This window comes from Agathobaculum sp., assembly GCF_034098985.1.
Taxonomy (GTDB): Bacteria; Bacillota; Clostridia; order Oscillospirales; family Butyricicoccaceae; genus Agathobaculum.
In genome coordinates this window covers 25,250-50,871 of sequence record NZ_JAXEOA010000002.1, presented here as the reverse complement: position 1 = coordinate 50,871, position 25,622 = coordinate 25,250, and the positions used below count along the sequence as shown (strand labels likewise).

28 protein-coding genes, 2 tRNA genes and 1 riboswitch are annotated in these 25,622 nt (G+C 56.4%); of the genes, 7 read left to right on the top strand and 23 right to left on the bottom strand.

The window, feature by feature from the left end; translation table 11 throughout:
• Window positions 1-23 precede the first annotated feature (23 nt).
• The 6 genes from SO058_RS00370 to SO058_RS00345 form a co-directional block, all read right to left on the bottom strand.
• Window positions 24-860 (bottom strand): DMT family transporter, encoded by an 837-nt coding sequence (locus tag SO058_RS00370; protein ID WP_320841031.1) that lies wholly within the window; start codon window positions 858-860, stop codon window positions 24-26.
• A gap of 4 nt (window positions 861-864) precedes the next feature.
• Window positions 865-1,716, bottom strand: a complete 852-nt coding sequence (locus SO058_RS00365; RefSeq protein WP_320841030.1) for an AraC family transcriptional regulator — start codon at window positions 1,714-1,716, stop codon at window positions 865-867.
• A 164-nt stretch (window positions 1,717-1,880) separates the two neighbouring features.
• A complete protein-coding gene (locus tag SO058_RS00360) occupies window positions 1,881-2,420 on the bottom strand; it encodes a hypothetical protein (RefSeq protein ID WP_320841029.1) in 540 nt (179 codons plus the stop codon).
• Window positions 2,421-2,525: 105 nt separating this feature from the next.
• Window positions 2,526-3,071 (bottom strand): nitroreductase family protein, encoded by a 546-nt coding sequence (locus tag SO058_RS00355; RefSeq protein WP_320841028.1) that lies wholly within the window; start codon window positions 3,069-3,071, stop codon window positions 2,526-2,528.
• A 33-nt stretch (window positions 3,072-3,104) separates the two neighbouring features.
• Window positions 3,105-3,524, bottom strand: coding sequence for a PPC domain-containing DNA-binding protein (locus SO058_RS00350; RefSeq protein ID WP_320841027.1), 420 nt, complete (start codon window positions 3,522-3,524; stop codon window positions 3,105-3,107).
• A 146-nt stretch (window positions 3,525-3,670) separates the two neighbouring features.
• A complete protein-coding gene (locus SO058_RS00345; protein WP_320841026.1) occupies window positions 3,671-5,017 on the bottom strand; it encodes an MATE family efflux transporter in 1,347 nt (448 codons plus the stop codon).
• Between the two features lie 381 nt (window positions 5,018-5,398).
• Here SO058_RS00345 and SO058_RS00340 point away from each other — a divergent pair, with 381 nt between their 5' ends.
• Window positions 5,399-5,578 carry a DUF6774 domain-containing protein gene (locus SO058_RS00340; protein WP_320841025.1) on the top strand — a complete coding sequence of 60 codons (180 nt, stop codon included), beginning with the start codon at window positions 5,399-5,401 and terminating at the stop codon, window positions 5,576-5,578.
• Window positions 5,579-5,949: 371 nt separating this feature from the next.
• Here the strand turns inward: SO058_RS00340 and SO058_RS00335 are convergent.
• The 3 genes from SO058_RS00335 to SO058_RS00325 all read right to left on the bottom strand — a co-directional run bounded on the left by SO058_RS00335 (window position 5,950) and on the right by SO058_RS00325 (window position 6,904).
• Window positions 5,950-6,034 (bottom strand) — tRNA-Tyr (locus tag SO058_RS00335).
• 38 nt (window positions 6,035-6,072) lie between these two features.
• A tRNA-Thr gene (locus SO058_RS00330) sits at window positions 6,073-6,148 on the bottom strand.
• 87 nt (window positions 6,149-6,235) lie between these two features.
• A complete protein-coding gene (locus tag SO058_RS00325; RefSeq protein WP_320841024.1) occupies window positions 6,236-6,904 on the bottom strand; it encodes a helix-turn-helix domain-containing protein in 669 nt (222 codons plus the stop codon).
• Between the two features lie 317 nt (window positions 6,905-7,221).
• On the opposite strand from SO058_RS00325, the gene SO058_RS00320 reads away from it, so the two are divergent.
• Genes SO058_RS00320 through SO058_RS00305 form a run of 4 tightly spaced genes read left to right on the top strand, consistent with a single transcriptional unit; the run spans window position 7,222 to window position 10,543 of the window.
• Window positions 7,222-7,656, top strand: a complete 435-nt coding sequence (locus SO058_RS00320; RefSeq protein WP_320841023.1) for a PaaI family thioesterase — start codon at window positions 7,222-7,224, stop codon at window positions 7,654-7,656.
• Window positions 7,638-8,693 carry an A/G-specific adenine glycosylase gene (gene mutY / locus SO058_RS00315; protein ID WP_320841022.1) on the top strand — a complete coding sequence of 352 codons (1,056 nt, stop codon included), beginning with the start codon at window positions 7,638-7,640 and terminating at the stop codon, window positions 8,691-8,693. Before SO058_RS00320 ends, mutY begins: the two co-directional genes overlap by 19 nt.
• The gene (locus SO058_RS00310) at window positions 8,690-9,175 is read left to right on the top strand and encodes a DNA-deoxyinosine glycosylase (protein WP_320841021.1); all 486 of its coding nucleotides are present in this window, start codon (window positions 8,690-8,692) and stop codon (window positions 9,173-9,175) included. The genes mutY and SO058_RS00310 overlap by 4 nt, the downstream gene beginning before the upstream one ends.
• A gap of 45 nt (window positions 9,176-9,220) precedes the next feature.
• Entirely contained in the window at window positions 9,221-10,543 is a 1,323-nt protein-coding gene (locus tag SO058_RS00305) for an MATE family efflux transporter (protein WP_331672802.1), read from the top strand.
• A gap of 48 nt (window positions 10,544-10,591) precedes the next feature.
• Here the strand turns inward: SO058_RS00305 and SO058_RS00300 are convergent, their stop codons facing one another.
• The 10 genes from SO058_RS00300 to SO058_RS00255 all read right to left on the bottom strand — a co-directional run bounded on the left by SO058_RS00300 (window position 10,592) and on the right by SO058_RS00255 (window position 20,201).
• The gene (locus SO058_RS00300) at window positions 10,592-11,167 is read right to left on the bottom strand and encodes a folate family ECF transporter S component (RefSeq protein WP_320841019.1); all 576 of its coding nucleotides are present in this window, start codon (window positions 11,165-11,167) and stop codon (window positions 10,592-10,594) included.
• A gap of 67 nt (window positions 11,168-11,234) precedes the next feature.
• Window positions 11,235-11,336, bottom strand: a riboswitch (THF riboswitch).
• 29 nt (window positions 11,337-11,365) lie between these two features.
• Window positions 11,366-12,169 (bottom strand): Cof-type HAD-IIB family hydrolase, encoded by an 804-nt coding sequence (locus tag SO058_RS00295; protein ID WP_320841018.1) that lies wholly within the window; start codon window positions 12,167-12,169, stop codon window positions 11,366-11,368.
• Window positions 12,170-12,182: 13 nt separating this feature from the next.
• Window positions 12,183-14,192: a ferrous iron transport protein B gene (gene feoB, locus SO058_RS00290; protein ID WP_320841017.1), complete on the bottom strand. Its 2,010-nt coding sequence runs from the start codon at window positions 14,190-14,192 to the stop codon at window positions 12,183-12,185.
• A complete protein-coding gene (locus tag SO058_RS00285; protein WP_320841016.1) occupies window positions 14,182-14,418 on the bottom strand; it encodes a FeoA family protein in 237 nt (78 codons plus the stop codon). Before SO058_RS00285 ends, feoB begins: the two co-directional genes overlap by 11 nt.
• Before the next feature lie 139 nt (window positions 14,419-14,557).
• Complete coding sequence (locus SO058_RS00280; RefSeq protein ID WP_320841015.1) at window positions 14,558-15,982, bottom strand: DUF4153 domain-containing protein; 1,425 nt, start codon at window positions 15,980-15,982, stop codon at window positions 14,558-14,560.
• A 3-nt stretch (window positions 15,983-15,985) separates the two neighbouring features.
• Complete coding sequence (locus SO058_RS00275; protein WP_320841014.1) at window positions 15,986-16,192, bottom strand: helix-turn-helix domain-containing protein; 207 nt, start codon at window positions 16,190-16,192, stop codon at window positions 15,986-15,988.
• A 17-nt stretch (window positions 16,193-16,209) separates the two neighbouring features.
• A complete protein-coding gene (locus SO058_RS00270) occupies window positions 16,210-16,662 on the bottom strand; it encodes a DUF2975 domain-containing protein (protein ID WP_320841013.1) in 453 nt (150 codons plus the stop codon).
• A gap of 143 nt (window positions 16,663-16,805) precedes the next feature.
• Window positions 16,806-18,959, bottom strand: a complete 2,154-nt coding sequence (locus SO058_RS00265) for a hypothetical protein (RefSeq protein WP_320841012.1) — start codon at window positions 18,957-18,959, stop codon at window positions 16,806-16,808.
• Window positions 18,934-19,833, bottom strand: a complete 900-nt coding sequence (locus SO058_RS00260; protein WP_320841011.1) for an ABC transporter ATP-binding protein — start codon at window positions 19,831-19,833, stop codon at window positions 18,934-18,936. The genes SO058_RS00265 and SO058_RS00260 overlap by 26 nt, the downstream gene beginning before the upstream one ends.
• Window positions 19,830-20,201, bottom strand: coding sequence for a GntR family transcriptional regulator (locus SO058_RS00255; protein WP_320841010.1), 372 nt, complete (start codon window positions 20,199-20,201; stop codon window positions 19,830-19,832). The genes SO058_RS00260 and SO058_RS00255 overlap by 4 nt, the downstream gene beginning before the upstream one ends.
• A gap of 146 nt (window positions 20,202-20,347) precedes the next feature.
• Between SO058_RS00255 and ung the strand changes: the two genes are divergently transcribed.
• Window positions 20,348-21,025 carry a uracil-DNA glycosylase gene (ung, locus tag SO058_RS00250; protein WP_320841009.1) on the top strand — a complete coding sequence of 226 codons (678 nt, stop codon included), beginning with the start codon at window positions 20,348-20,350 and terminating at the stop codon, window positions 21,023-21,025.
• Window positions 21,026-21,070: 45 nt separating this feature from the next.
• On the opposite strand, the gene SO058_RS00245 is transcribed toward ung, so the two are convergent.
• From SO058_RS00245 to SO058_RS00230, 4 genes are all read right to left on the bottom strand, one after another.
• Window positions 21,071-21,610, bottom strand: a complete 540-nt coding sequence (locus tag SO058_RS00245; RefSeq protein ID WP_320841008.1) for an HdeD family acid-resistance protein — start codon at window positions 21,608-21,610, stop codon at window positions 21,071-21,073.
• A 39-nt stretch (window positions 21,611-21,649) separates the two neighbouring features.
• Window positions 21,650-23,488 carry an ATP-dependent zinc metalloprotease FtsH gene (gene ftsH, locus SO058_RS00240; RefSeq protein ID WP_320841007.1) on the bottom strand — a complete coding sequence of 613 codons (1,839 nt, stop codon included), beginning with the start codon at window positions 23,486-23,488 and terminating at the stop codon, window positions 21,650-21,652.
• Complete coding sequence (locus SO058_RS00235; protein WP_320841006.1) at window positions 23,485-23,952, bottom strand: MarR family winged helix-turn-helix transcriptional regulator; 468 nt, start codon at window positions 23,950-23,952, stop codon at window positions 23,485-23,487. Before SO058_RS00235 ends, ftsH begins: the two co-directional genes overlap by 4 nt.
• A gap of 137 nt (window positions 23,953-24,089) precedes the next feature.
• Complete coding sequence (locus SO058_RS00230) at window positions 24,090-24,431, bottom strand: phenylpyruvate tautomerase MIF-related protein (protein WP_320841005.1); 342 nt, start codon at window positions 24,429-24,431, stop codon at window positions 24,090-24,092.
• Between the two features lie 174 nt (window positions 24,432-24,605).
• Between SO058_RS00230 and SO058_RS00225 the strand changes: the two genes are divergently transcribed.
• Window positions 24,606-25,574, top strand: a complete 969-nt coding sequence (locus tag SO058_RS00225) for an alpha/beta hydrolase (protein ID WP_320841004.1) — start codon at window positions 24,606-24,608, stop codon at window positions 25,572-25,574.
• The last annotated feature ends 48 nt before the right edge of the window (window positions 25,575-25,622 follow it).

Here is a 25,622-nt window from a genome sequence, read left to right as displayed (position 1 = left end):
ATCTGACTTTTTACCACCATCCTTCATTTTTGGGGTTGACTTCTAATAGTTAATCTTTCTTGTAAGACCGCCGCCGAGGTGACGGCCGTGATAACAGGCACCATATAAATATACACGCTCGTCCGAACCGACCCCAATATCTTTACCGCAAAATTCCACGTCACAAAGCATAAGGCGGATGCGCCCAATCCCAGGAACAGCAGATTCAGAAGAGTTCCGGCATGATAAAGCTGCTCTAATTCCACCTGAAACCCCATTACCGCCAAGACCGGGAGCATAAACAGCAGCCCGTAGAAAAAGGTGCGCCGTGTCGTCAGGATCGTGTGATATCCAAACCCGCTGATCTTTTTTGTGATAGTGGAAAACGCCGCCCAGACAACCGCCGCGACCACCGCAAGCAGATCCCCCAGCGGATTCATCCGCAGCGACGCTCCACCGCCAAAGCTGATCATGCAGATTCCGGCTATTGCGATCAGGAAACCCAGGAAAAAGCGTGCATTCGGACGTCCCTCCCGCAAAAACAACGCCGTAAAAATAGCTGTGAAAAATGGCGCAACAGATATGATCACGCCTACATTGGAGGCCAGCGTATAGGTCAGCGCAATATTTTCAAACAGGTAGTACAGCGTCACGCCGCAAAGCCCTGCGGCCGCGAAATACCACTCCTGCCGCTTGTCCGCCATCTGAAGCCGGCGCGGGCAGACGAGCCACAACGCCAAATAGCCGATGATAAAACGGATAAACAGGATCTCTATCGGTGTGAACACCCGGAGAAGCACCTTTGTGGAAATAAATGTCGTGCCCCAAATCAAGATTGTGACCAGCGCGGCCAGATGGCCCGCAGCAGTTTTGTTCGTCATGCGGTCACTCCTCCGCCGGCGCCGCGGGCAATGGCGCTTTGGTGAAAATCTTTTGATACTGTTTGGGCGTCAGTCCAATAAAAGTTTTGAAAAAGTTTGTGAAATGGCTTTGATCCGCAAAGCCCGACATATTTGCAGCGTCGACCGGCGCAACGCCCTGCTCCAGCAGCTTTTTGGCCTTGTCCAGCCGGATGGTCTGCAAATAGCGGTACGGAGATACGCCGACCTGCTTGGTAAACGTGCGGAGCAAATAGGATTTCCCAAAATCCGCCATCTTTAGCAGGTCGTCCAGCGTGATATTCTCTGCAAAATGGTTTTCCATATACGTGCATAACGTTTGTATCTGTTGGTTTGGGACGGATATCTCCGCCTCGTCAAATGGGCTTGCATACTCTTGAAGCACCTGTTCCAGCAGGAAGAAGAACGCCTCTTCCTTTTCCATTTTAGGCGCGTTTGAAACAATAGCCTGATAAAGCACGCCGACCAATTGTGCGGCATCGCTTTTGTATACGACGTTCACAGTGAACCGTGGGGCATACGCCTTTCCCGTGATCTCTTTTACCATTGCGCGCATAACCCCGGGCTCTATATTGACCGCCCTATAGTCCAGCAGTTCCCCGTTGACCGGCGCACAGTAATGGTTGTCCCGCGGGTTAAACAAAATCAAATCGCCGGCGGAAAGATCATATTCCCGGCCTTTGCACCAGAGGTGCCGGTTTCCGCCCTCCACAAAGCCGATCACATAATACTCGTGAAAATGGTTGGGAAACTTTTGGACAATGCCGCTCAAGTTGTAAATCTCAATGTTTAAATCCCGGTCGTAATAAACGCGGCGCTGTTCCTGCTCCTGCATCATAGGCGCTGCCTCCTTTTGCTGTTGTTTTATTGTAGCATGAAACCCGCCCGTATTCTTGCATGATATGACACCAAGTAAAAAAGCCGCCGTCCCCTTGGGACGGCTGGCTCTCCGGCGGCATATCTTTGATATGGATAGCAGCGCCGTGGTGCGATATGCGGCATTTAAGGTGTGGTACATCGAAGTTGTTTTGCCAAGCCGCTGCTCATATAGTTTGACATATCAATCGCCAGCCGCCGGCATATGGGGGCGATATCCACAAAAACCGTGTAATTTCGCGCGTGCAGGCTGGTAGCGATTTTATCCAAGAGGTCCGCTTCGTGGTTGATCATGGCCGTCCATTCTGCCGTCCGCCAATAGGGGTTCATCCTGCACAGCAAACGCGCAATCTGTTGTCCATTTTCCCTCCATTGCCGCTTTAGTATGCCCGAGTGTCCGCTGCCCTGCATTACACTGTCAGCATATGCAACGAACAGACGGTTGTTTTTTGCCATTGCTTCCACCAATTCTCCACCCTCTCCAGATGGATAGAAGCTGGAAATGATCGTGCCGCACATTTTCTTCATGCCCAGGAGCTTCTCCTTGGCTTCGATTTTAAGCGGCGTTTGAAATATCGCATTGTTTAAATAGACCAATTGCCAGAACAGGTTTTCTGTCGCAAAATTCGTGACTGCCAGATAGATCGCCAGTTCGTCCTGATTCATAATACATCTCCTTTCATGTCATTTTATGACAGCCAAAGAAGATGGGTTAAGCCGCGCCGGTTTTGCGCCAGAACAAAGGCCGCCCGATATAGGCGGCCTTTGCTGTTACCAATGATTATAGCGCAGAATGTCTTCGAGGGATTTGCGGGCTTTGGTTCTGGGCTTTCCCGCCGCTGCCGGATAACCGACCGTAATGATCAGGCGCACCGGACGCTCCGGTGGAATACCGAAAGAGTGGTGCAGCTTTTCCTGGCTCATTGTACCAATGATGCAGGTGCCCAGCCCCAGCGCCGTCGCTTCATAGCACAGCGCCATAGCGGCCATGCCGATATCCATTTGCGCAAAGTGCTGGGTGCCATACCGCTCTCCTACGCGCGGCATCAGCCGCGCTTCGTCTTCACAAATTAAAATGAATGCAGGCACATTTTCTCCCCATGGACAGCCCGTCAATCCGTCGTCGTCAAATGCGTCGATCAGCTTTTCCCGCGCTTCCGGCTCATCCACGATGATAAAGCGCCACGGCTGGGCGTTGCATCCGCTTGGGGACAGCCGCGCTACATCCACTAGGTGCGTCAGTGTTTCTCGGGAAACCGGCTTGCTGCTGTAAACTCTACAGCTTTCCCGCGCTGCCTGCAATGCCTGAAAATCCATACAAAGCTCCTTTTCTCCGTTGATCGATCATTATTAAAATTGGAATAGATTCAGACCCACTTCCTGATTAAAGCACCGGTCTACCGTTCCTTCAAAAATATGAATGACCATCTCACAGGTCGCGCTTACGACCGCACGGTTCAAATGCCCGCCGAACACTTCTCCTTTTTCATTCCCTGCGCTCATATGCAGATGACAGTAAAACTTGTCGTCCATGGTATTGATCGTCCCCGTCAAAGAAACGATTTCATAGTCGCCCGAAAACTCATTGGAAAGGTATTTCTTTTCTTTTGTCTTAAACACACCCACTGTAAACTGGCCGACAGCACCAAGCGCACTTACATCCGCGAGTTTTATATGCTCTGCTTCGGCAAGCTCTTTCACTTTTTCAACAATTTCTTCGCCCTTATCTATTCTTGCAATAATCGTTTGATCAAACCGCTTATATTCCATGTTTCAACACTCCATTGTCTGTTTTGTTTCAAAATCAGCCCGCCTGCTTTTGATACATAGTCATTTTAATCTCAATTCAGGAACTTGTCAAACAAGGAACAAGCAAAAGGCCGCTTCGGTTCCAGTCCAAAGCGGCTTTTTTTATTTTACACAACCGCTCGTTTCTTCGCCATAAACAGCACATAAGCGGCTAACAAGAAAATAGCTGAGGAGAGCCATGCGGCGCCATCTATAAAATACAGCCCTTTCGCTCCGATCACACGGGGCAGGAGCAGCGCCACGCCGACGCGCCCGGCAAACTCCACAAAGCCAGCAGCTGTCGGCGCCAATGCCGTGCCCATCGCCTGCAAAGTCGCCCGGAACGTATGCATAATATAGGCCGAAAACAGAAAAAGGCTCATCACAACCAGATATTCGTAAGCAATGTTTAATACCTGCGCTGCGTTTTCGGCTGAAGAGGAAATAAACAGGCTTACAATCTGTCGCCCGAACAACAGCATGATGACGGTGAGCACAAGCGAAAACAGTACCGATAACATCAGCGTTTTTCGAACTCCATCGCGGATGCGGTCCATCCGTTTCGCCCCCCAGTTCTGTCCGATATACGTTGATGCGGCGAAACCAAAAGCGGATGCGGAGCAATCCAGCAGTCCGTGCAGCTTGTTTGTCGCGGTAAACCCTGCAACAAACAGGAATCCGCAGCCATTTATGACCCACTGCGCAATGATGCCGCCTATCACAACGACCTGTTGCTGCAAAGCAAGCGGTATGCCCAGGTAAATCAGCTTTTTGATAATGATATAATCAATCATCCAGTCCGGTCTGCTAAAATGAAAAATTTCATTCTTACAAATCTCAGCCAGACAATAAAGAAAGGCCGCCAGTTGCGCCAACAGGGTCGCCAACGCCGCGCCGCGAATGCCCCATTTGAACACCACAACAAATACGATATCAAGACCGACATTCAAGGTACCCGCGATGCCCATTGCTATAAGCGGACTTTTGCCATCGCCGACCGATCGCAGGAACGCTGCCGACATATTATATGCGATTACAATTAACGTGCCTGCATACATCGTGCTGAGATAGGTAAATGCCTGATCCAATATATTATCCGGCGTGCTGAGCGCCAACAACAGCGGCTTTGAAACGCCAATGCTCAAAACTGTCAGCCCGGTGCCAATCACAGCGCAAAGAAGGATCGACATGGTGATCGTTTTCCTCATTTTTTCCCGGTCCTGAGAGCCAAAACACTGAGAAAACAACACTGAAAAGCCCTGAGTCATAGCCTGCACAGCCCATAAAACAAGCCAGTAGAGCCAATCTGTGGCACCGAGCGCGGCCAGCGCCTCCATGCCGATCCCCCGGCCGACGATAGCGGCATCCGTGATCTGATACAGCTGCTGTCCAATATTGGTCAATATTAGTGGGAACGCAAACCGGGCGATCAATTTTGTCGGATTGCCCGCTGTCATGTCCGTTGTTTTTGCCATATTTATGTCTACCCTTCCCGGGCCTGTGAGATTTTTTCTGTACCCGGCACTGATACTATTATAATAGCAAATTTATACATTGCAAGCCAAAAAATCAAGAAGTCCATATGCGATACCGGTTCAGACGGTTATACCCCACCACAGGCCACCGCACCTTTAGATCGTTCAAGTTCCTCTGATCAGCTATCAAGATGCCCGGATCGCCTATCTTATCGTGCGCCCCGAGACATGCGTCAAGCCGGTGGCCGCCGATTCCAGTTCGGACAGCTTTCTCTTTTCCTCCTCAACTTCCCAGTTCAGCCAGCATAGCAGGAATAATTCTTTTGAGGTCACATGTCCTCCTTTTCCATTTTTCCGCATACCTTTTACGGGGTGATTTAAATGGACGGAAATCAATTAGCCACTGCCATAACCGCGCTTGCCGTTGCCGTATCCAGCGCCAATACTGCCGAAGATACCGCAATGCTTGGCCTTATTTTTACACAGCTTGGCGATACGCTGGCAACGATTTCTGCCAAGCGCATTGCGGATGTCGACGTCGTCTCTCCACCCCGTCCATAAAGGACGAGGTGGTTTTATCCAGCGATTTCAATTTCTGTAATTACCGCAAAGACTGGGAAAAACTGCGGCGGCGTGACCATATCGCCTAGCGACCGCAGCCTATATTAATGAAATTATGGTTGGCTAGATTATTGCAGCATACGTCACATATGCACTGATTCATCGTCCCTAGCTGCGCTCGGCATCATGTGTATATCACGATCAATCAAATTATGGAATCGGTAGTCCAGAATGAATTGTGTGGGAAAAGCCCGTGTCGCGAAATCGGCATCGGGACGGATGACCCATTCCATGACCCCTAAAATGACCCATTTAAAATGTTTAACCATTATAAACAACAAAAAGCACCCAAAACGGGTGCTTTTCATAACTGGTGGGAGGTGGTGGATTCGAACCACCGAAGTCATAGACGACAGATTTACAGTCTGTTCCCTTTGGCCACTCGGGAAACCTCCCATATTTACTTAGCGCCGACATCCTGCCTAAAAAAGTGGTGGAGCTGGTGGACGGACTTGAACCCCCGACCTGCTGATTACAAATCAGCTGCTCTACCAACTGAGCTACACCAGCATTTCCGCAGGTTTTATTGCCGTTCGGCGACGTTAATTATGATACCATAACAAGCGCATGTCTGTCAACAGGTATTTTCGTTTTTTGTCATTTTCGCGCTTGTAGCCCGCCGCTGATGGTGTCGGACACTTGTTGGAGCACTGTCAGCAGCGAATTGGCAATAGCAGGATAACGCTTGCTGAGCTCGTTCGGGGACATAGGCTGATATTCCAATTTCTCAGCTTGCAGGCCAAACCCGCCTTGTCCCACGGCCGCAGTGCGGATGCGCAACTCATGCTGCTTCAGGCGCGCGTCGCACAGATAGTCAAACTGTTCCTTGCTTGTGCGGAACACCGCCTCTACGCCGCACGGGTCGGCAAGATATAGGTATCGATAGGCCTTATAGATCACGATCGACAGATAGGACTCGATCTCGTGCGGCAGCTGCACGCTTCCGGTCTGTTCCGCAAGCTCCAGCAGCAGCGACGCCGCCTCAACCACTTGGTTTTTCTTGGCTTCCTCGGTACGCTCCGCATCCAGCCGCTCTGCGGGCACAGCGGAACCGTCCCGTGCGAGCGATCGGCCCAGCAGATAGTCGCACGAAACGCCGTAATAATCCGCCGCACGTACCACAAACGGCAGCCCGGGCTCGCGCAGGCCATTCTCATAATGGCTGAGCAATGCCTGCGATACCGCCAAGTCGCCCGCGGCTGTTCTCTGGCTTATTTTCTTTTCCTTTCGCAGCAGCGCGAGCGTGCGAGAAAAATCACTGGCCATTTCTGTTACCCCGTCATAAAACTGTATCCATTATACTCGCTGTATTACCGTTTGTAAAGTGCAGAAAATATGCATTTTCTCTTTATTTCCCTCGTTTTTCCTGCGTTTTTCGTGCCATTGGCACCCTATTTTGCGACATCCAGCGAAGCCGTTCACTACATGTAGGGGCATATCGCGCGCAAAAAATTTTCCGCCAGCCGCCGCTCTTGACGTGCCTTGCGCCAGCCGATATAATATTTATATTAAGAAAAACCGGGCGCGGCAGCGGCAGGATAGCCGCCTGCCGCGCCGCGCTGTGTAAAAGGAGCGTTTCACTTATGATGACGACACAGGAAATCCTTAAATGGCGGCAGCAGGCCAGTGGGCTCAACCGCCTGATGAATATGCAAATCACCGAACTCAGCGAGGGGCACGCGGTCGTCGAGCTTTCACTCACGCCCGAGCTTTTAAACCCGCTTGGCATGGCGCACGGCGGCACGATCTATTCGCTGTGCGACGTGGCGGCGGGCACGGCGGCGGCTTCTCGCGGCCGGGTGGCGGTCACGCTGAACAGCTCGACCAACTATCTTCGTCCGGGCGGCCCCGGCCGCACGCTCCGCGCGGTCGCGACCGAGCGTAAGACCGGCAGGCGCACCGGTGTTTACCTTGTCGAGGTGTTTGACGACAAGGATACCCATATCACGGACGCGACATTCACCATGTACTATACCGGACAGACGCTGGAGGACCTGATATGCCGTCCGGCGGAATAAGCGCCAGCCTGACCGCGCCGCTGCTCAGCTGGTACGACGCCGGACACCGCGACCTGCCATGGCGCGCCGAACCCACGCCCTACCGGGTCTGGGTGAGCGAGATCATGCTGCAGCAGACACGCGTTGAAGCGGTGCGCGGCTACTTCTCCCGCTGGATGAAGGCACTGCCCACCGTGCACGCGCTTGCCGAAGCACCGGAGGACGTATATCTCAAGCTTTGGGAGGGGCTAGGCTACTACTCCCGCGTACGCAACCTGCACCGCGCGGCGGTCGAGCTCTGCGAGCGGTTCGGCGGCGAGCTGCCCGCAGATTATGACGCGCTTCTGAAGCTTCCTGGCATCGGGGAATATACCGCGGGGGCGGTCGCGTCCATTGCTTTCGGGCTGCCCGTGCCCGCGGTAGACGGCAACGTGCTGCGCGTCGCCGCGCGGGTCACGGACGACCGGACGCCGATCACCGACCCCAAATACAAAAAAGCGGTGCGCGGACAGCTTGCCGCCGTCATGCCGGGCGACCGGCCGGGCGACCTCAACCAGGCGCTGATGGAACTCGGTGCAACGGTCTGTGTCCCGAACGGTGCGCCGAAATGCAGCGAATGCCCGCTTACGCATCTGTGCGCCTCCTTTCATCACGGCACCACCGGGCTCGTTCCGGTGCGCTCGCCCAAGAAAGCGCGGCGCATCGAACGGCGCACCGTGCTGCTCGTTCGGTGCGGCAGTCTGGTTGCCCTGAACAAACGTCCCGCGGACGGTTTGCTCGGCGGATTATGGGAGCTCCCCTCGTTGGAGGGCCATCTGCCGCCCGGCAAGACCCGGCAGTTGCTGGAATCGCGCGGCTGGCAGATTCAAAAGCTGCTTTCGCTGCGGCCTGCAAAGCATATTTTTACGCATGTGGAATGGCATATGAACGGCTATTATATCGAGCTTGGCGACGCGCCCGAGGGGCTGACGTTGGTCACGCCCTCCGCATTGCGGGTGGATTATGCGCTGCCCAGTGCGTTCCGTGCTTTCTTAACTATCATCGAGGACGAAGTATGAAAACAGAAACCGTCATCCACAACATCCCGCCGCTCTTTGACGAAAATTCCCGTGTGCTTTTGCTGGGCTCGATCCCCAGCCCCAAATCACGCGAGGCCCATTTCTTTTACGGCCATCCCCAAAACCGCTTTTGGCGCGTGCTGGCGGCTGTTTTGGGCGAGCGCGCGCCGGAGACCATCGAAGAAAAGCGCGCCATGTGCCTTGCGCACCGGGTCGCGCTGTGGGATACCATCGCCCGCTGCGACATTGCGGGCGCGTCCGACGCGAGCATCCAAAACGCCGTGCCGAACGATATCGGCTGGCTGCTCTCACAGACCAAGATCGACCGCATTTTTGCCACCGGCGGAAAATCCGCCGCGCTTTACCGGAAGCTGATCGAGCCCCATACCGGCGTGCCCATCACGCAGCTCCCCTCGACCAGTCCGGCCAACGCCGCGTGGACGCTCGACCGGCTGATCGAAGCCTACCGGGCCATTCTGTGAAAGAAGGCGAAAAAAACGAACACCGAACTTTTTCCCAAGCGCGCGCTGCAAATGCTGATTTGGCCGCTTATTCTGGAGCAGGTGCTCGCCATCACGATCGGCCTGGTCGATACGATCATGGTTTCGTCGGTGGGCGAAGCGGCGGTGTCGGGCGTATCGCTCGTCGATATGGTCAATGTGCTGATTATCAACATCTTTGCCGCGCTGGCGACGGGCGGCGCGGTCGTCGTCGCCCAGCTGCTCGGTGCGAGGGAGCGCGAGCGCGGCTGCGGCGCGGCAAAGCAGCTTCTGTTCGTCGTCACGCTGATTTCACTGCTGATCACCGCGCTCGTTCTGCTGTTCCGCGCGCCGATCCTGCGGCTGCTGTTCGGCGCGATCGAAGACGATGTCATGCAAAGCGCTCTTACTTATCTGACCATCAGCGCATTTTCCTACCCGGTGCTTGCGCTGTATAACGCCGGCGCAGCGCTCTTTCGCGCGCAGGGCAATTCTCGTGTGTCCATGCTGATTGCCGGCTTGGTCAACGTGATCAATATCGGCGGCAACGCTCTGCTCATTTACGGGTTCCGCTGGGGCGTCGCGGGTGCGGCGCTCGCTTCGCTCTTCTCCCGCGCAGCCGGCGCGGTGGCCATTTTGCTGCTGCTGCGCGACCCGTCGCACGAGATCTCCATCTCCCGCGGCGAACGCTTCCATCCGGACGGCGCGCTGATCGGCCGCATCCTCAACATCGGCATCCCAAACGGCCTGGAAAACAGCCTGTTCCAGCTCGGGCGCGTGCTGGTCGTCAGCATCATCGCGCTGTTCGGCACGACCCAGATCGCGGCAAACGCCATCGCCAACAATTTAGACGGCGTGGGTATCATCCCCGGGCAGGCGATCAACCTCGCTATGATCACGGTCGTCGGCCAATGTGTCGGCGCGGGCGACGCCGCACAGGCGCGGCGCATGGCGAAAAAGCTGGTCAAAATCACCTATCTGATTCTCGGCGGCACCTGTCTGCTCACCATCCTGCTTTGCCCGCTAATTCTGAAGATCTACAACCTGTCCCCCGAAACGCTGCGTCTCGCGCGGACGCTGGTGCTGATCCACAACGGCTGCGCCATCCTGCTCTGGCCGGTATCGTTCACGCTGACAAACGCGCTGCGCGCCGCGGGCGACGTGCGCTACCCCATGGTCTGCGCCATCGCCTCGATGATGCTCATCCGGCTGGGCGGGGGCTATGTGCTGGCCGTGCAGTTTGGGCTGGGCGCGATCGGCATCTGGATCGCCATGGTGGGCGACTGGCTTTGCCGCACCATCTGCTTTACCGTCCGGTTTGCAGGGAACAAATGGCTTTCTTTTGCGCCGGAGCTGCAAAAAACGGAATAAAAGAACGAGCGGGAGGCGATCGCCTCCCGCTCGTTTTTCTGTTCTCCGTTAAACGGCTTCCCGCTCCCTTGCGGGCAGCATGTGGTAAAATTTCAGCACCAGCTTCATGCCAAAATAGGTCAGCGCGATCTCCAGCGGCAGCAGGAGCAGGTTTTTCGGCACCCGCGCTGCCAGCAGCAAGCGCATCGCGTCGCCGCCTGTGATGGTCAGCCAAAGCGTATTCAGCCCAATATTGCAAAGACAGTTGATGCAGGTTTTCGCGCCGACCGCGCGCCACACCGTCACTTTCCTCGGATACAGCCACAGGCCCCACAGCAGCCCGCCGACGACCGCGGTGAGCGTATAGCCCGGAAAATAGCCGCCCATCGTGAAATTTCCCGCAAAATAGCCCAGCACATCGGTCGCGACGCCGCCCATCATGCCGACCGCCGGCCCAAACAGCATGCCGATCGACGCGTTGCACAGAAAGCCGAAGCCAATGCGCAGGTTGGGCGGAATCCGGATAGTCAGCCCGAGCAGATCGAGCGCGATGTTGACCGCGATAAGCAGCGCGGTCAGTGCGAGGCAGCGCGTGCTTTTTAGCTCGCGCAGCGAACGGAGAAAAATATTCTGCTTTTTTTGCATGGAAAAAGACACCTCCAATCAAAAATTTCTGTTGCCACAGCAATTTAGGAGATGCCTAAACAGTTGCAGCAGCGGGATGCGACCACGATACCGCAAGGAAACGTTCCCTTTCGTCCGCCGGACAACTCCCCGTTCCGTCGGCACTTAACGCATCATGGTCTACTCTGCTTTTTCCGTTTTCATTGTATCACGGAATTTTCACTTGTCAATACCGAGCACGCGGCGAATGGTGCGGCACACGCCATCGTCGTCGTTCGAGGGACAGACGTGCTTTGCGATCCGCTTCAGATCGGGATGGGCGTTGTCCATCGCATAACTCTCGCCGACCGCGCGCAGCAGCTCCACATCGTTCAGATAATCGCCAAACGCCATGCACTCGTCCGGCGTAATGCACATCGACCGGCACAGCGCCCCGATCGCCTCGCCCTTGTTCATGCCCGGGCGCATCAGGTCGACCCAGTCCGCGCCCGACAGCGCGACCTGCGAGGTCTTTTCAAATTTCCGGAACGCGGGAAGGATGACTGTCTCCGCCTTTCGTGAGCAAAACAGCGCGATCTTGCACACCGGCAGGCTATGCGCGGCCTCCATCAGATCGGGGACATAGCGGCGGCGAGCGTAATAATACGCCATATTCTCCAGAAACACGCCGTCCTGCTGGTTTTCGTACAGCGCGCCCTGCTCACCCGCAAGGATGACCGACACTCCCGGCAGCGTGCGCGCCAGCCCGACTACGCGGGCCACCTCGTCCGCCGGCATGGCGGCAAATGAAAGCAGGCGCTCGCCGTCACACACCATGGCGCCGTTTTCGCTGATATAGACCAGTTCGTCCGCGATCGGAGCGAACATTTCGCGCAAATTGAAATACTGCCGCCCGGAAGCGGGCGCAAAGCGCACGCCGCGCGCGTGCAGCGCGCCGATCAGCGGGAACAGGTCGTCCGAAAAGCGGCGCTCGCTCGACAGCAGCGTGCCGTCCAGATCGGCCGCGATCAGTTTAATTGCCATTTTCCTCTCCTTTTTACACAAACAGGCTTCCCACCTGAAAAACCGCAAGCGCGATCACATAGGCCAGCCCGGTCTGGAACGCCGCCGCGCCGAACGCCCAGCGCCAGCCGCCCATTTCCCGGCGGATGGTCGCAAAGGCGGACATGCAGGGCATGTACAGCAGCGTGAACACCAGAAACGCATAGCCTGAAAGCGGCGTGAACACCGTGCCGATGAGTGCAGAAAGCGCGGCGGAATCCCCCGCGCCATACAATACACTCATTGTCGACACGACGGCCTCCTTCGCGACCAGCCCAGTCAACAGCGCAACGGACTGTTCCCAGCCGGAAAATCCGAGCGGCGCGAACACCGGGGCGATCCAGGTGCCGACCACGCCGAGGATGCTGTCCGCCGAGGATGCCGCAACCGTGAGCGCGGGCGTGAAGTTTTGCAGCAGCCAGATGACCACGCTCATCAAAAAGATGATCGTGCCGGCCTTGGTGATAAAGTCCTTGGCCTTTTGCCACATATTCAGCACCGTGCCTTTAAAGCTCGGCATACGGTAGGTCGGCAATTCAAGCACAAAGCCCGACGACACGCCGCGAAACACGGTCTTTTTTAAAATGAACCCGGCAAGGATACCGACTAGAATGCCCAAAACATATAGGCTTACGACGACCAGCCCCTGATGCTCCCGGAACAGCGCGCCCGCCACCAGCGCATAGACCGGCAGCTTTGCGCCGCACGACATAAACGGCGTGAGCATGATGGTCATGCGGCGGTCTTTTTCGTTTTCCATCGTGCGCGCGGCCATGACCGCGGGCGTCGTGCAGCCAAAGCCCATCAGCATGGGCACGAACGACTTGCCGGACAGCCCGATGCGGCGCAGCAGCGTGTCCATAATGAACGCGACGCGCGCCAGATAGCCGGTATCCTCCAAAACTGAGAGGAAAAAGAACAAAATGACGATCTGCGGCAGAAAGCTTAAAACGCCGCCCACGCCGCCGATCACGCCGTCGCACACAAGGCCGGTCACCCAACCCTGCGCGCCCACGGCGGCCAGCCCGCCCCGCACGGCGGGCGCGAGCAGGCCCTGGATCAGATATTCCATGCAATCGCCCAAAAAGGAGCCGAACGGGCCGAACGTGCACCAGAACATGAGAAACATGAAAAACGCAAAAATGGGCAGCGCCCAGAACCGGTGCAGCACGACCCGGTCGATCCGCTCGGTGACGGTCAGCTTCTTTTCCCGGGGGCGCTGATAGCAGCTTCGCACCAGGTCCTCTATGTAATCATACAGCGCGTCAGCGAGCACCATTTCATTGTCGGTCGAGTTGGAGTGGCTGTGCATCGCGTCCGCGATCGACGAAAGCTCGCGCCCCGTCGATGCGGGGATATCCAGCCGCGCCCACATCTTCTGATCGCCCTCAAGCAGCTTTGCCGCATAAAACGGCAGGCTGCATTTCCGAAGCGGCAGGGGCGCGAGCAATTCGGCCGCGCGGCGGATCGCCGCGCCCACGCCATGTAGATATGCAGGCTGCCGGGCGGGCGGCTTCATCTTGCCCGCAAGCGCATCCAGCAGTTCATGCATGTTTTCGCCCTTTTTTGCCGAGATCGGCACCACCGGCACGCCCAGCCGCTTGGAAAGCTCCTCGCAGTCGATCCGGATGCCCTGTCCGCGCACATCGTCCATAAAGCCCAGCGCGATCACCATGGGCAGGCCAAGAGCGATAAGCTGCAGCGTCAGATACAAGTTGCGCTCAATATTCGCGGCGTCTACAATATTGAGAATGCCGTCGCACTCGTCCGACAGCACGTATTCGCGCGCGATGATCTCCTCCTGTGTATAAGGCGACAGCGAATAAATGCCGGGCAGATCGACCAGATCGACCGGCACGCCGTCGTGGCAGACATGCCCGGTTTTCCGATCCACGGTCACGCCCGGCCAGTTGCCAACATGCTGGTTCGACCCGGTCAGCCGGTTGAACAGCGTAGTCTTGCCGCTGTTCGGGTTGCCGATGATGGCAAGCGTCCTATTCCTCATGCGTCCGCTCCAATACGATCTTTTTTGCCTCTTCCCGCCGCAGCGACAGGCTGTATCCCCGCAGCCGCACGGCGACCGGGTCGCCGAATGGCGCGATGCGTTCCATCATCACGGGCACGCCCTTGGTGATGCCCATATCCAAAAAATGGCGTTTAAGCGCCCCCTCGGCCGTGATGTGATCGACCACGCCCACCTCGCCCGGTTTCAGATTCCCCAGCGTTTTCATCCGCTTCCCCCTGCCTTGTTTGCATTTGCTAACGTTATTATTGTATGGCACTAGACAGGTAATGTCAAGCAGCGAGGGGCGCGCGCCGTGCCGGCCACAGCAAAAAAGCACGGCCAAAGCCGTGCTTTTTTCGTCATATTCACTGTAGCAGCCATTCCGTCCCGTCCAGCAGCACCTGAGGCTGTCCGGATGCAATACCAAAATGCGAAAAATTATACGCATCGATCAGTCCGCCGACATTGAGCACGCATAGCAGGCAGACAAGTACCGCGCCCGCAAACACTGCGAAACGCACCAGATCGAACCGCTTAAACTGCCAGGCGATCACGCCCAGAAACACGAGCGCCAGCCAGACCAGCAGTGTCGTGGCGAGCACGCGCTTGGCCGTCAGGCCGTAGGCCGCGATATACAGCCCCATTTTGCTCAGCGCGGTCGCAACCAGCAGCAGCGACAGCGCGCTGAGCGCCAGATTGAGCAGCCGCAGCCGTTTATTCTTCAGGCGCGGCGTTTTGGAAAGCAGGTTGGCGCCCGCGAGCAGGCAAACATTGATCGCACCGATGCGGCAAAGCTCAAAGAAACCCTGCCGGGCGTATTCGGCATAGGAAAATGAAGCGGGCAGATGTCCGAAAAAACCGGAGAACAGGTAGCCGCCCTGCAGGGCGGTGAACAGCGCGTACACCGCGCACATGACCCCCAGTGCGACCGCGACCGCGGCATCCGGCAAAAAGCGCATTGAATCAGCGCCTTTTTCAATTCCTTCGCGCGTCGTCCAGTCCGTACAGCTGCGGTGCGCCGCGCCGTAGCACAGGCCATAGAGCACGCAGGTCACCGGTACCGCGAGCACCAGCCGAATCAGCGCGTCGATCACGCTGCCGCGCACGACCCACCGGAACGCATGATCCAGCATGCTCTGAAAATTCTGATCCGCGCTCGACAGCAGCGGCAGCACGAGACACAAAAGCGGCACCGCGATCGCCAAGCCCAGCGCGGCCATCAGGACTTTGCGCCGCCACGCGCCTTTGGCGCTATTCGTCCAGCGCACCGCGCGAAACGGCGCGAGCCAGTTACCGAACGGCACCACGGCAAATGCCGACATACAATCGTACACCAGCAAGTTGCCGGTCTTGCCGTCCATCAGCGCGCCGAACGCGCAGAGCGTCCAATACAGCGCGGCCAGATGCAGCAGCACAATCTGTACAAACGGCGCGAGCGACCATAGGCTGACCGGCACGCCCAGCGCCAGCATGACCGCCAGCCAAAACCAGCTTTCCGCCGCCGGCTTTTGCTTTTTCAAATACAAATAGCCCAGCACGCATGCGGCATAGGCGGCGGTGAACAACGCGATATGCGGCGTGCCCCAAAAGCGGACATAGCCAAACACCTGTTCGCTCATCCAGATATAATAATAGCTCAGCGCCCAAAACACAAAAACAAACAGAAAATCGATCTTATCGCAGGCAAACGGCTTTTTTGCAGGCGTTTCTCGCACGGCCTGCGGCCAATCGGACGCGCCGACGGACGGCGGGCAGGATGGACTGCCCGCCGGAACGGGATTTTGATTCATTTGTTACTCCTCCAAATAATCCAGCAGGTCGGCGGGCTTGCAATCGAGCGCACGGCACAGCGCCTCAAGCGTTGAAAAGCGGATCGCCTTGGCCTTGTTGTTTTTCAGGATAGACAGGTTGGCCGGCGTGATGCCGATGCGTTCGGCCAGTTCGCCCGCGCTCATCTTGCGGCGGGCCATCATCACGTCGATATTGACCACAATGGGCATGACGGCACACGTCCTTTCTAGATGGTGAAGTCGTTCTCGTTTTTGAGCGCGACCGCCTCGGCGATCACATTTTTGACGACCCGCAGGATCAGCCCCATAAACGCCGCGCAGGCGGACAGCACAAAAAACAGAAAATCATAAAATCCGCTGATGAACAGGACAATCCCCGCCCCAATACACAGCCATGACAGCGCGCGCAGACACCGCACATTTTCCGGAACGAATACGGCTTCCCTGCCAATGTTGCCGAGCAGCCTGTGCAGCTTCCAAAGCACTGCCGCCGCGAACGGCGCGCAGCAGTACAGACTCGTCAGGTAATACGGCAGCTTTCCGATGGAGCGCCCGCCGTTCGTCGCCAGCCGCCAGCGCAGTGCCCCCGGCGCCGCGCAACAGACTGCCACCAGCGCGAGAAAAAACAGCACGACGCATACGCGGGACAGCGTCAGGCTCTTGCCTTTGGTCCAGTTCATGTCGTCATCCTCCTTGCTTCTTTATCAGAAGTATACCATCCATTTTATTGATATGCAAGTATTATTTATCGATTTTCAATAAATTTTTATCTTTGTATAGAAAAAGAGCTGTCTCAATCAAGACAGCTCTTTTCTGTTTTTCATCAGCCTAGTGCATATTCCTTGACAATCGCGTCGGAGACACCGGACTCGCCAGACTCTGTCTGTTGTTCGGCCTCTATCCGATATTTCTCTATAAGTGCCTTAGGCGTCTTGCCCACTGGATAGCGGAGCGTGAACGAGGTGTATTTCGTCTCTGCGACGATCGACATATGATAATTGTCGTCTTCGTCAAGATAAAGGCCAATGTTCTCCTGCCCGTTATACACACGCATCATATCCGAATTGATCGCGTCCTGAAGCAGCGCCTTCTTGTCGGCCTCGTCGGTTACCTCAATGTAGGCAGAGTGTTCTTTTCCCCAGAAACGCAGGCTGATCCCTTCGATATCAGCAGGGTCGATTGCAGTGGGCACAACGCCGGTCAGCTGCTCGATGAGCGCAAGCGTTTTGGTGTCTTCCTCGGTTACATACGCCTCGCCAACGCTCGCGGTATACCGCCGGTCGCTTCTGGCCCAGTCATACCCGGACGCCTCATATTGCAGTGCAAGGCACAGCGCTGGCGCCGCCGAATCCGAATGGGATAGCGATTCCTCGCGCAGCGTCTCGAGCACCTTATCAATTTGTGCCGGGTCGATGATCTGTACCTCACTTGCATCAGCCAGACCGCCGCCGTTGGTGATAACGCCAATGCTTGCGGTGTCCCTGCCGTCTGCATCTTTGTAGTCGGCCGGGTTAAAGGTATACAGCGGCCATTTAACGCGCTTATATTCCTCGGAGGCTTTCACCTGGTTGAGCAAAGAATTCACCTCGTCCACCATCGGCAGCAGATAGCTGCGTGCGGCCGTGCGGCCGCTCTTTAAACGGTAGACAATGGTATAGCTTTCGAGCATCGGGCCTTCTCCATAGGCATAGCCCTCTTCATCGATACTGCCAATGCCGATTTCAGCCAGCCGACGTACCGCAACGATATTTTCCGCGGTCTCCATGGCGGGGTTTTCCATGTCTACCGCCCAATTGAGGTCGACCGCCGCGATGTCTTCCTCCCCCGGCAGCCAGCTGTCATAGCCAAACACATCGAATTGCATAAGCTGTAAGCCCGCCAGCATGGCCACCAGAACGGCGATTAAATGCATTGGTTTACCAAAAATCGCGTGAAAATCAAATGCATAGATGATCTCAATCAGCCAGTGGAACAGCACGACGCCGATGACCAGCCCCGGCCAGAACCAAAAGCCATTGCCGACCGTGTTAAAAAGCAGCGCAGCGGCAACCCCGCCCACAACGCACATAAACACCTTGACCGGCACCTTGATCGGCTCAAATGCCAGCGCGGTACCCGCACGTTCGCTTTTGCGAATACGGAACAGGTAGCAGCCCAGCGCGATAGCAAGCACGGCACACAGCGCGTAGGCGCCGAGCAGCAGCCCGGCCGAACCGTGAAGCCCATCCGCAAACCGCAGGCCGTCCATAAAGAAATACTGCATGACCGGGGAAAGCCTAAGCGTACTTTCCATATACATCGAGGCGCCAACATAGGTCGAAAAGAATTTCTCAAACAGCCCGCCCTGCAGCAGGCGCACGGCTGCGGGTGCAAAGTAGATCCAAAGCAGGAGCAGTAGCGAAATGATCGTGTTTCCGCACAGGATGGCCGCCAGTGCCGATAGCGCATACAGCAACAGGAAAAACACGACATTCCCGATCACCGCGCCACCGATGGACGCCCAGTCGACCGCGGCGCCAAAGCCCATCGCATACGCACACGCGACCGTGATCGCTTCCATAATTGCCCATGCGGGCAGCACACACACGATGCCGGTCAGAAAATTGGTCGCAAACAGGCGCGCACGGGACACCGGCAGGCTGTGATAAAAGTCGACCTTCTGGCGCGAATGTAAATAAGAGAAAAGCGCCACGCCGCAGACAACTGCCAGCACGACCATGACCAGTTTTGGAAGGGGGTTCGCGCCGCCCAGCATCTTGTGCACGTTTTCGACCGCGCGGGCCCACATATCGGCCAGCTGCTCCGGCGTATTCCCCACTGTGTATTGCTGCTGCTCCAGCGCGCTCTGCATGGTCATCAGCGTCGGCAGCAGCAGCGAGAAGAAAAAGCCGAGCACCGAAAGCACTATGCTCCACAGGTTACGGCGCAGACCGTCCCGCAGTAGACCGCGCTCAGACAAGGAGTTTTTTGATGTCATAGCCGGCCACCTCCGTTTCATTAATGAAGATCTCTTCGAGCGTGAGCGGGAGAAGCTCAAAGAACGTCGGATTCATTTCCGCGACACGGTTTTGCAGCTCCTCGCGGCTGCCCCGCGCGGTCAGCGTATACAGCGAGCCGCGCTGTTCGAGGCGCAGAATATCAAAGCCGCTCCATGCGTCGGCTTCGAGCTGTCCGGGGAAAATGCACTGCATTTTGAACATGCCGAGCTTCATTTCGTCCAGATCGCGGGAAAACAGGATGCCGCCGCGGTGCAAAAGCCCCACATGGTCGCAAATATCCTCAAGCTCGCGCAGGTTGTGGCTCGCGATCACCGGGGTCATGCCGCGCTCGGCCACGTCCTCGGCAAATAGGCTTTTCACCGTCTGCCGCACGACCGGATCGAGACCGTCGAACGTTTCGTCGCAGAACAGGTAGTCGGTGCCCGCACACACGCCGCAAATGACCGAAACCTGCTTTTTCATGCCTTTGGAAAACGTGCGGATCTTGCGGTTTTCATCTAAGCTGAAGCCGGCCATCAGCTTGTGGTAGCGCGGCTCGTCGAACTGCGTATAATACCGCTTATAAAAATCCTTCATCTCCGCGGGCGTACAGTTCGGGAAAAAGAACTGCTCATCCGAAATAAAAAAGCACCGCTGCTTGAGCGCCACGTTTTCAAATACCTCGTCGCCGTCGATTGCAACCCGGCCCTCGTCAGGCTGCAGGATGCCGGCCAGCATGCGCAAAAACGTCGATTTGCCCGCGCCATTCGAACCGATGAGGCCGAAAACCGAACCGTCCTTAATCTCTGCGCATACATGGTCGACCGCGGTCAACGCGCCGAAGCGTTTGGTCGCACCTATTGCTGTAATCATGGCTTCACCTCCCCTTTCTTCGCCGTCCATACGGCGATCTGCGCGTCATCTGCGCCAAGCTCGCGCGCCGAACACACCAGTGTCGTCACCTGCGCGCCAATTTCCTCGATTCTGCGTTTGCGCAGGCCGCCCAAATCGCCCGAAATAAAGTTTCCCCGCCCGCGAGAGGCATAAATCACGCCGCGCTGCTCCAGTTCACCGTATGCACGCTGGATCGTGTTCGGGTTGATCGAAAGCTCCACCGCGAGCTGCCGGACGCTGGGCAGTTGGCTGTCCGGCTCAAGTACGCCGCGCAGCGCAAGCCGCTCGATACCGTCCACCACCTGCTCGTAGATCGGCCGTCCGTCCCGGTAATCGATCTGTATCACAAGCGCGCCTCCTTTCTTCCTTAGTGTATCATCCGTACTATCCGTATTAGTACACATCAAATATACGGTATTTCCATCTCCTTGTCAATAGCTTTTTGTCGAAACCTGTGGTATAATTTTTAAAACTTATTTGATGGAGGAAGCCAATGGTAGAGTTGGGAAACGATTGGAACGACATTCTTGCCGGCGAATTTTCGCAGGAGTATTATAAAAAGATCCGTTATTTTTTAAAGAAAGAGTATGCGGAGCAAACCATCTATCCCCCGATGAACGATATTTTCAACGCCCTCCGGTATACCCCATATGCGTCCGTCAAGGCCGTTCTGCTCGGACAAGACCCCTACCATGGGCCCGGGCAGGCGCACGGCTTATGCTTTTCCGTCCAGCCGGGCGTGCAGTCGCCGCCGAGCCTGCAAAATATCTTTAAAGAACTGCAGTCCGACCTTGGCATCGCGCCGCCGCCGGGCGGTACGCTGACCGGCTGGGCCAAGCAGGGCGTGCTGCTGCTCAACACGGTGCTCACTGTGCGGCGCGGGCAGGCCAACAGCCACAAAAACCTGGGCTGGACCACCTTTACCGATCATATCATCCAAAAGCTGAACGATCGTGAGCAGCCCATTGTCTTTCTTCTGTGGGGAAGCAACGCCCGCTCGAAAAAGCAGTATATCACCGCGCCGCAGCATTTGGTGCTCGAGTGCGCGCATCCTTCACCGTTTTCCGCTTATAACGGTTTTTTTGGCTGCAAACATTTTTCCAAATGCAATACGTTTCTGGAGCTGAACGGCATCGAGCCAATTGACTGGGATCTTACCCACGGCGCATAACAAAACGCCCCGCCATTTCTGGCGGGGCGTTTTGCTTTTCCCTATTCATCGATGTAAAAACAATTCATCCGCAAACAGGCCGCGCATGATGGCGAGCAGGCCCTGCGCGATCAACACGACCGCGACCAGCACCGCGATCGCGACCGCTGCCACCACGGGCTTAAACAATGCGGCAACTCCCAGCACGGCCAGCAGCAGGCCGATCACCATGGACCATCCCCACGCCATTGACCCGCATTTCCGCAGGATCGATGCGTTGACCAGCTTGTTGACACCCGAAACAATTGCCCAGACTGCGAAGATCATGGGCAGCAGAGATGAGGCGATCCAGCGGTTGCACATAAACACCAGACCGATCACCACGTCGATCAGGCCGTCGGCCAAAAACCAGCCCGACGCGATAAATTTTTTTCGGCCCATCAGGTAGGCTGCCAAATCGGCGATACCCGAAACCAGCATAGCCAAACCGAGCATGAAAGCGATGGACACCATGGTGGCGTCCGGACGGATGATGCAATAAACCCCGGTGACTACGAGAAACAGTCCCGCAGCGCTCCACAGCACCCTGCTCAGCGAACTTTTCACATGTATTCCTCCTCACCCGTATTCTTCTCTTCCATTATATTACGTTTTTTCCAACATGTCCATGAACTCTTCTCCGGTGATCGTCTCGTGTTCGAGCAGATACGAAGCAAGCCGGTGCAGCGCATCCAGATTGTCCTGCAAAAGGCCGACGGCCTTTTCATGCGCCGCCTTAACGGTCGAAATGACCTCCTCGTCGATTTTGGCGGCGGTCTCTGCCGAGCATGCGAGCGACGCGTCGCCGCCCAGATACGCGCCGTTCAGCGTTTCCAGCGCAACCATATCGAATTTCCGGCTCATGCCATAGCGCGTGATCATGGCGCGGGCCAGTTTGGTCGCCTGCTCGATGTCGTTCGACGCGCCCGTCGTCACAGAGCCGAATACCAGCTCTTCGGCCGCGCGGCCGCCGGTCAGTGTCGCGATCTTGTTTTCCGCCTCCGCCTTGCTCATCAGATACCGCTCGCCCTCGTCGACCTGCATCGTATACCCGAGCGCGCCTGAGGTACGCGGCACAATGGTGATCTTGGTCACGGGCGCGGAGTCCGACTGCTTTGCCGCGACCAGTGCGTGGCCGATCTCATGATAGGCGACGATCTCCTTTTCCTTGGGGCTCAAAACGGCGTTCTTGCGCTGATAGCCGGCGATAACGGTCTCGACGCTCTCCTCCAGATCGCTCTGCTCGACCGCGCTCCGCCCCAGCCGGACGGCGCGCAGCGCGGCTTCGTTGATGATATTTGCCAGATCCGCGCCCGAAGCGCCCGAGGTCGCCCGCGCGATCGCGGTGAAGTCTATGCGTCCCGACATGTGCACGTCTTTTGCGTGCACACGCAGGATCGCCGCGCGCCCTTGCAGATCGGGCAGCTCGACCGGGATGCGCCGGTCGAACCGGCCCGGGCGCAGCAGCGCGGGGTCGAGTGTTTCCGGGCGGTTGGTTGCCGCGAGGATGACGACGCCCTTTGCGCCGTCAAAACCGTCCATCTCGGTCAAAAGCTGGTTTAGGGTCTGCTCGCGCTCGTCGTTTCCGCCCATGCCGCCCGTGTCGCGTTTTTTACCGATGGTATCGATCTCATCGATAAACACAATGCAAGGGGCTTTTTCGCTCGCCTGTTTGAACAGATCGCGCACCTTCGCCGCGCCCATGCCGACAAACATCTCGACGAACTCCGAGCCTGAGATCGAGAAAAACGGCACATGCGCTTCTCCCGCGACCGCTTTTGCAAGCAGCGTCTTGCCCGTGCCCGGCGGGCCGACGAGCAGCGCACCCTTTGGCAGCTTGGCGCCGATGGACGCGTATTTTCCCGGGTTGTGCAAAAAATCGACGATCTCGGTCAGCGCTTCCTTGGCCTCGTCCTGCCCCGCTACGTCCTCAAAGGTCTTGCCGGTCTCTGTTTCGGCATAGATCTTGGCGTTTGCCTTGCCGAACGTCATGGCGTTTCCGCCGCCCATGCGCTTCATCATCTGCTTCATAAACAGGTTGCCGACCACCGCGATCAGGATGAACGGAAATACCCAGGTCAGCAGGAAGTTGAGCAGCGGCGAGTTCTGCGTCGGGATTTCGGCCGCAAAGCGGACGCCCGCCTCTTCCAGCCGCGCGGTCAGCGTATAGTCCGGCATCAGTCCGGTCTTATAAATGGCTTCTTTCCCGTCTTCATCCGCACCCTTGAACACGATCTGGCGGTTCTCCTGCTCGTAGGCGACCTCATTGACCCGCCCATCGTCCACCATGGACAAAAATTCATTATAGGGCACCTCGCTCACGCGCTTCTGCATGAGCGACGGAAACAGCAGTGCGTTCAGCAGCATTAAAATCACAAGTGTGACGGCATAGTAAAATATCAGCGGTTTTTTCGGTGCGCCGCCGGACTTTGTTGGTTCGGTCATTCCAGGTTTTCCTTTCTTTCTTCGGCTTCCAGCAACGCGTCCAGATTGCGCTGCATACGTTCGATCAGCTGCGCGACGTGTGTAAGCTCGTCCGGCGGGATGCCCTGCTGCAATTGCTCGGCCACGCGCCTGCGGTTTTCGCTGAGCTTTGCCGCAATGCTGCGGCTGCTGTCGGTCAGATGCAGATGCACGACGCGGCGGTCGCGCGCGTCCCGCTCGGTGGTTAAAAAGCCGCGCGCAGCAAGCGCGCTCACCGAACGGGCGACTAATGCTTTGGAGATGCCGCGTCCTTGCGCGATATCGGTCGCCGTGTCGCAGGCGGGGGCATGCTGGAACAAATAGACCAGCACCGCGATCTCATTGGGGGAAAAATGAAATTCCGCGAACGCGTCGCAAAAGTACCGGCGGTAAAGCTTTTCCAGCTTGGCAGCACCCAAAAACAGGCACTCCTCCAGATTCACCATTGTATCGCACCCGCTTTCTGCATATTTGTTGCTTTTATGATAATTCTAAATAGTTTATAAGTCAACCATTCAATTGTGAACAATATGCAAACAAAAACAAAGGCCGCTCTCCTACCGGAAGCGGCCTTTTACGTCTCTTATTTCATTGAACCCAGCGTGCCCCAGTTTTCAAATTCGCTGTAGGTAAGATAAATGCCATCCTGCGGCAGGCCGAACTCCTGCTGCACCGCCTGGAACGCGGCCTCGGTAAACGCTTTTTTATGCGCAAACTCGGTTTTGCCGTAGCATTTGACATCGAGATACGCGAGTTCGCGCTGCTGGCCCGCGAAATACATGGTATGTCCATCCGAAATGTCGATCATCAGCTTGCTCTCGCCCTTGCCCGGAATAAGCGTGATTTTTTCACCCAATGCGCTCTTGAGCGCGTCCTTCTGCTGCTGGGAGAGTGTTTTTGAGGTGTTGATCCCGATATAAGGCATGTTTTTGCCCTCCGTTTCCCTGATTTGTTCCCATTATAACATCGGCGCGGCGGTGTGGCAAGCCGGGGAATTTATAAACGCTTTGTTAATTTTGCATATTTCCCGGCACAAACGCGTGCAAATGTGATATGATATTGCCAATGAAATCTGCCTCGCCGAACGGAAGTGTGCTCTATGAATATCAAGTGTACTCAAAATATTTATAAAAGCGCCAACGGCGTATCCAATGTTGCCTATTATATCCTGATCCCCGAGGATGTGGAGCCGCGCGCAATCATCCAGATTTCGCACGGCATGTGCGAATATTTTTCGCGCTATACGGCCTTTGCCAAATACCTCTGCGGGTTGGGGTTCATTGTTTGCGGGAACGACCACATCGGTCATGGCTCGTCAGTCGCCCGCAATTCCGAACTTGGCTTTTTTGCCACCAAAAACGGATGGAAGTATCTGGTGGACGACGTCGCACAACTCACCGAGCTGATGCAGTCGCGCTATCCAGGGCTGCCATATTTTCTGTTTGGGCATTCGATGGGCTCGCTCATCGCCCGCTTGTATCTCGCGCAGCACGGCGACAAGCTCTCCGGCTGCATCCTGTCCGGCACGGCAGGGCCCAACCCCGCCGCGGTCACGGCTGCGCATCTCGCCGACTCAGTCGCCCGCTCGCGCGGCATGACCTACCGCAGCGGTTTTCTCTCCAATCTGACGTTCAAGGGCTGTAACCGCAAGATCAAATGCCCACAGTCGGTATTCGACTGGCTCAGCCGGGACGAAAGCGTGGTCGCGCTGTACGAATCGGACGCTAAGTGCAATTTCGTCTTCACAGCGACCGGCTTTCGCGATTTGTACACGTTGCTCTTCAAAGCCAACGCCACACACACATTCCGCGTCACGCCGCGTACCCTTCCCCTGCTGTTCCTCACCGGGGACAAGGATCCCATCGGTAAATATGGCGAAGGTGTGCGCCGGGTAGTCAACCTATACCGCGGCGCTGGCCTTAAGGATATCGAAGTCATTTTTTATAAGGACGCCCGCCACGAGATCCTGAACGAGCTAAACCGGCTCGATGTTTTCGGCGATGTTTCCCGCTGGTTGGAAAAACAGCTCGCCGCTATTGCTGAAGCCAGCGAGCAAGCCGTCAATTAAGCTGTCCCACCGCGCGCCGCTTTTTGTCGAAGCGGCGCTTTTTTGTAA

Coding starts and splice junctions, on each gene's coding strand:
- SO058_RS00355 (WP_320841028.1), bottom strand. CDS start 3,071: ATGGATTTTCAGGCATTGCAGGCAGCGCGGGAAAGCTGTAGAGTTTAC.
- SO058_RS00320 (WP_320841023.1), top strand. CDS start 7,222: ATGATGACGACACAGGAAATCCTTAAATGGCGGCAGCAGGCCAGTGGG.
- mutY (WP_320841022.1), top strand. CDS start 7,638: ATGCCGTCCGGCGGAATAAGCGCCAGCCTGACCGCGCCGCTGCTCAGC.
- SO058_RS00230 (WP_320841005.1), bottom strand. CDS start 24,431: ATGCCTTATATCGGGATCAACACCTCAAAAACACTCTCCCAGCAGCAG.
- SO058_RS00265 (WP_320841012.1), bottom strand. CDS start 18,959: ATGACATCAAAAAACTCCTTGTCTGAGCGCGGTCTACTGCGGGACGGT.
- SO058_RS00260 (WP_320841011.1), bottom strand. CDS start 19,833: ATGATTACAGCAATAGGTGCGACCAAACGCTTCGGCGCGTTGACCGCG.
- SO058_RS00270 (WP_320841013.1), bottom strand. CDS start 16,662: ATGAACTGGACCAAAGGCAAGAGCCTGACGCTGTCCCGCGTATGCGTC.
- SO058_RS00285 (WP_320841016.1), bottom strand. CDS start 14,418: ATGAAAACGCTGGGGAATCTGAAACCGGGCGAGGTGGGCGTGGTCGAT.
- ung (WP_320841009.1), top strand. CDS start 20,348: ATGGTAGAGTTGGGAAACGATTGGAACGACATTCTTGCCGGCGAATTT.
- SO058_RS00295 (WP_320841018.1), bottom strand. CDS start 12,169: ATGGCAATTAAACTGATCGCGGCCGATCTGGACGGCACGCTGCTGTCG.
- SO058_RS00275 (WP_320841014.1), bottom strand. CDS start 16,192: ATGCCCATTGTGGTCAATATCGACGTGATGATGGCCCGCCGCAAGATG.
- SO058_RS00350 (WP_320841027.1), bottom strand. CDS start 3,524: ATGGAATATAAGCGGTTTGATCAAACGATTATTGCAAGAATAGATAAG.
- SO058_RS00360 (WP_320841029.1), bottom strand. CDS start 2,420: ATGAATCAGGACGAACTGGCGATCTATCTGGCAGTCACGAATTTTGCG.
- SO058_RS00235 (WP_320841006.1), bottom strand. CDS start 23,952: ATGGTGAATCTGGAGGAGTGCCTGTTTTTGGGTGCTGCCAAGCTGGAA.
- SO058_RS00345 (WP_320841026.1), bottom strand. CDS start 5,017: ATGGCAAAAACAACGGACATGACAGCGGGCAATCCGACAAAATTGATC.
- SO058_RS00365 (WP_320841030.1), bottom strand. CDS start 1,716: ATGATGCAGGAGCAGGAACAGCGCCGCGTTTATTACGACCGGGATTTA.
- SO058_RS00280 (WP_320841015.1), bottom strand. CDS start 15,982: ATGAATCAAAATCCCGTTCCGGCGGGCAGTCCATCCTGCCCGCCGTCC.
- SO058_RS00325 (WP_320841024.1), bottom strand. CDS start 6,904: ATGGCCAGTGATTTTTCTCGCACGCTCGCGCTGCTGCGAAAGGAAAAG.
- SO058_RS00340 (WP_320841025.1), top strand. CDS start 5,399: ATGGACGGAAATCAATTAGCCACTGCCATAACCGCGCTTGCCGTTGCC.
- feoB (WP_320841017.1), bottom strand. CDS start 14,192: ATGAGGAATAGGACGCTTGCCATCATCGGCAACCCGAACAGCGGCAAG.
- SO058_RS00225 (WP_320841004.1), top strand. CDS start 24,606: ATGAATATCAAGTGTACTCAAAATATTTATAAAAGCGCCAACGGCGTA.
- SO058_RS00300 (WP_320841019.1), bottom strand. CDS start 11,167: ATGCAAAAAAAGCAGAATATTTTTCTCCGTTCGCTGCGCGAGCTAAAA.
- SO058_RS00310 (WP_320841021.1), top strand. CDS start 8,690: ATGAAAACAGAAACCGTCATCCACAACATCCCGCCGCTCTTTGACGAA.
- SO058_RS00370 (WP_320841031.1), bottom strand. CDS start 860: ATGACGAACAAAACTGCTGCGGGCCATCTGGCCGCGCTGGTCACAATC.
- ftsH (WP_320841007.1), bottom strand. CDS start 23,488: ATGACCGAACCAACAAAGTCCGGCGGCGCACCGAAAAAACCGCTGATA.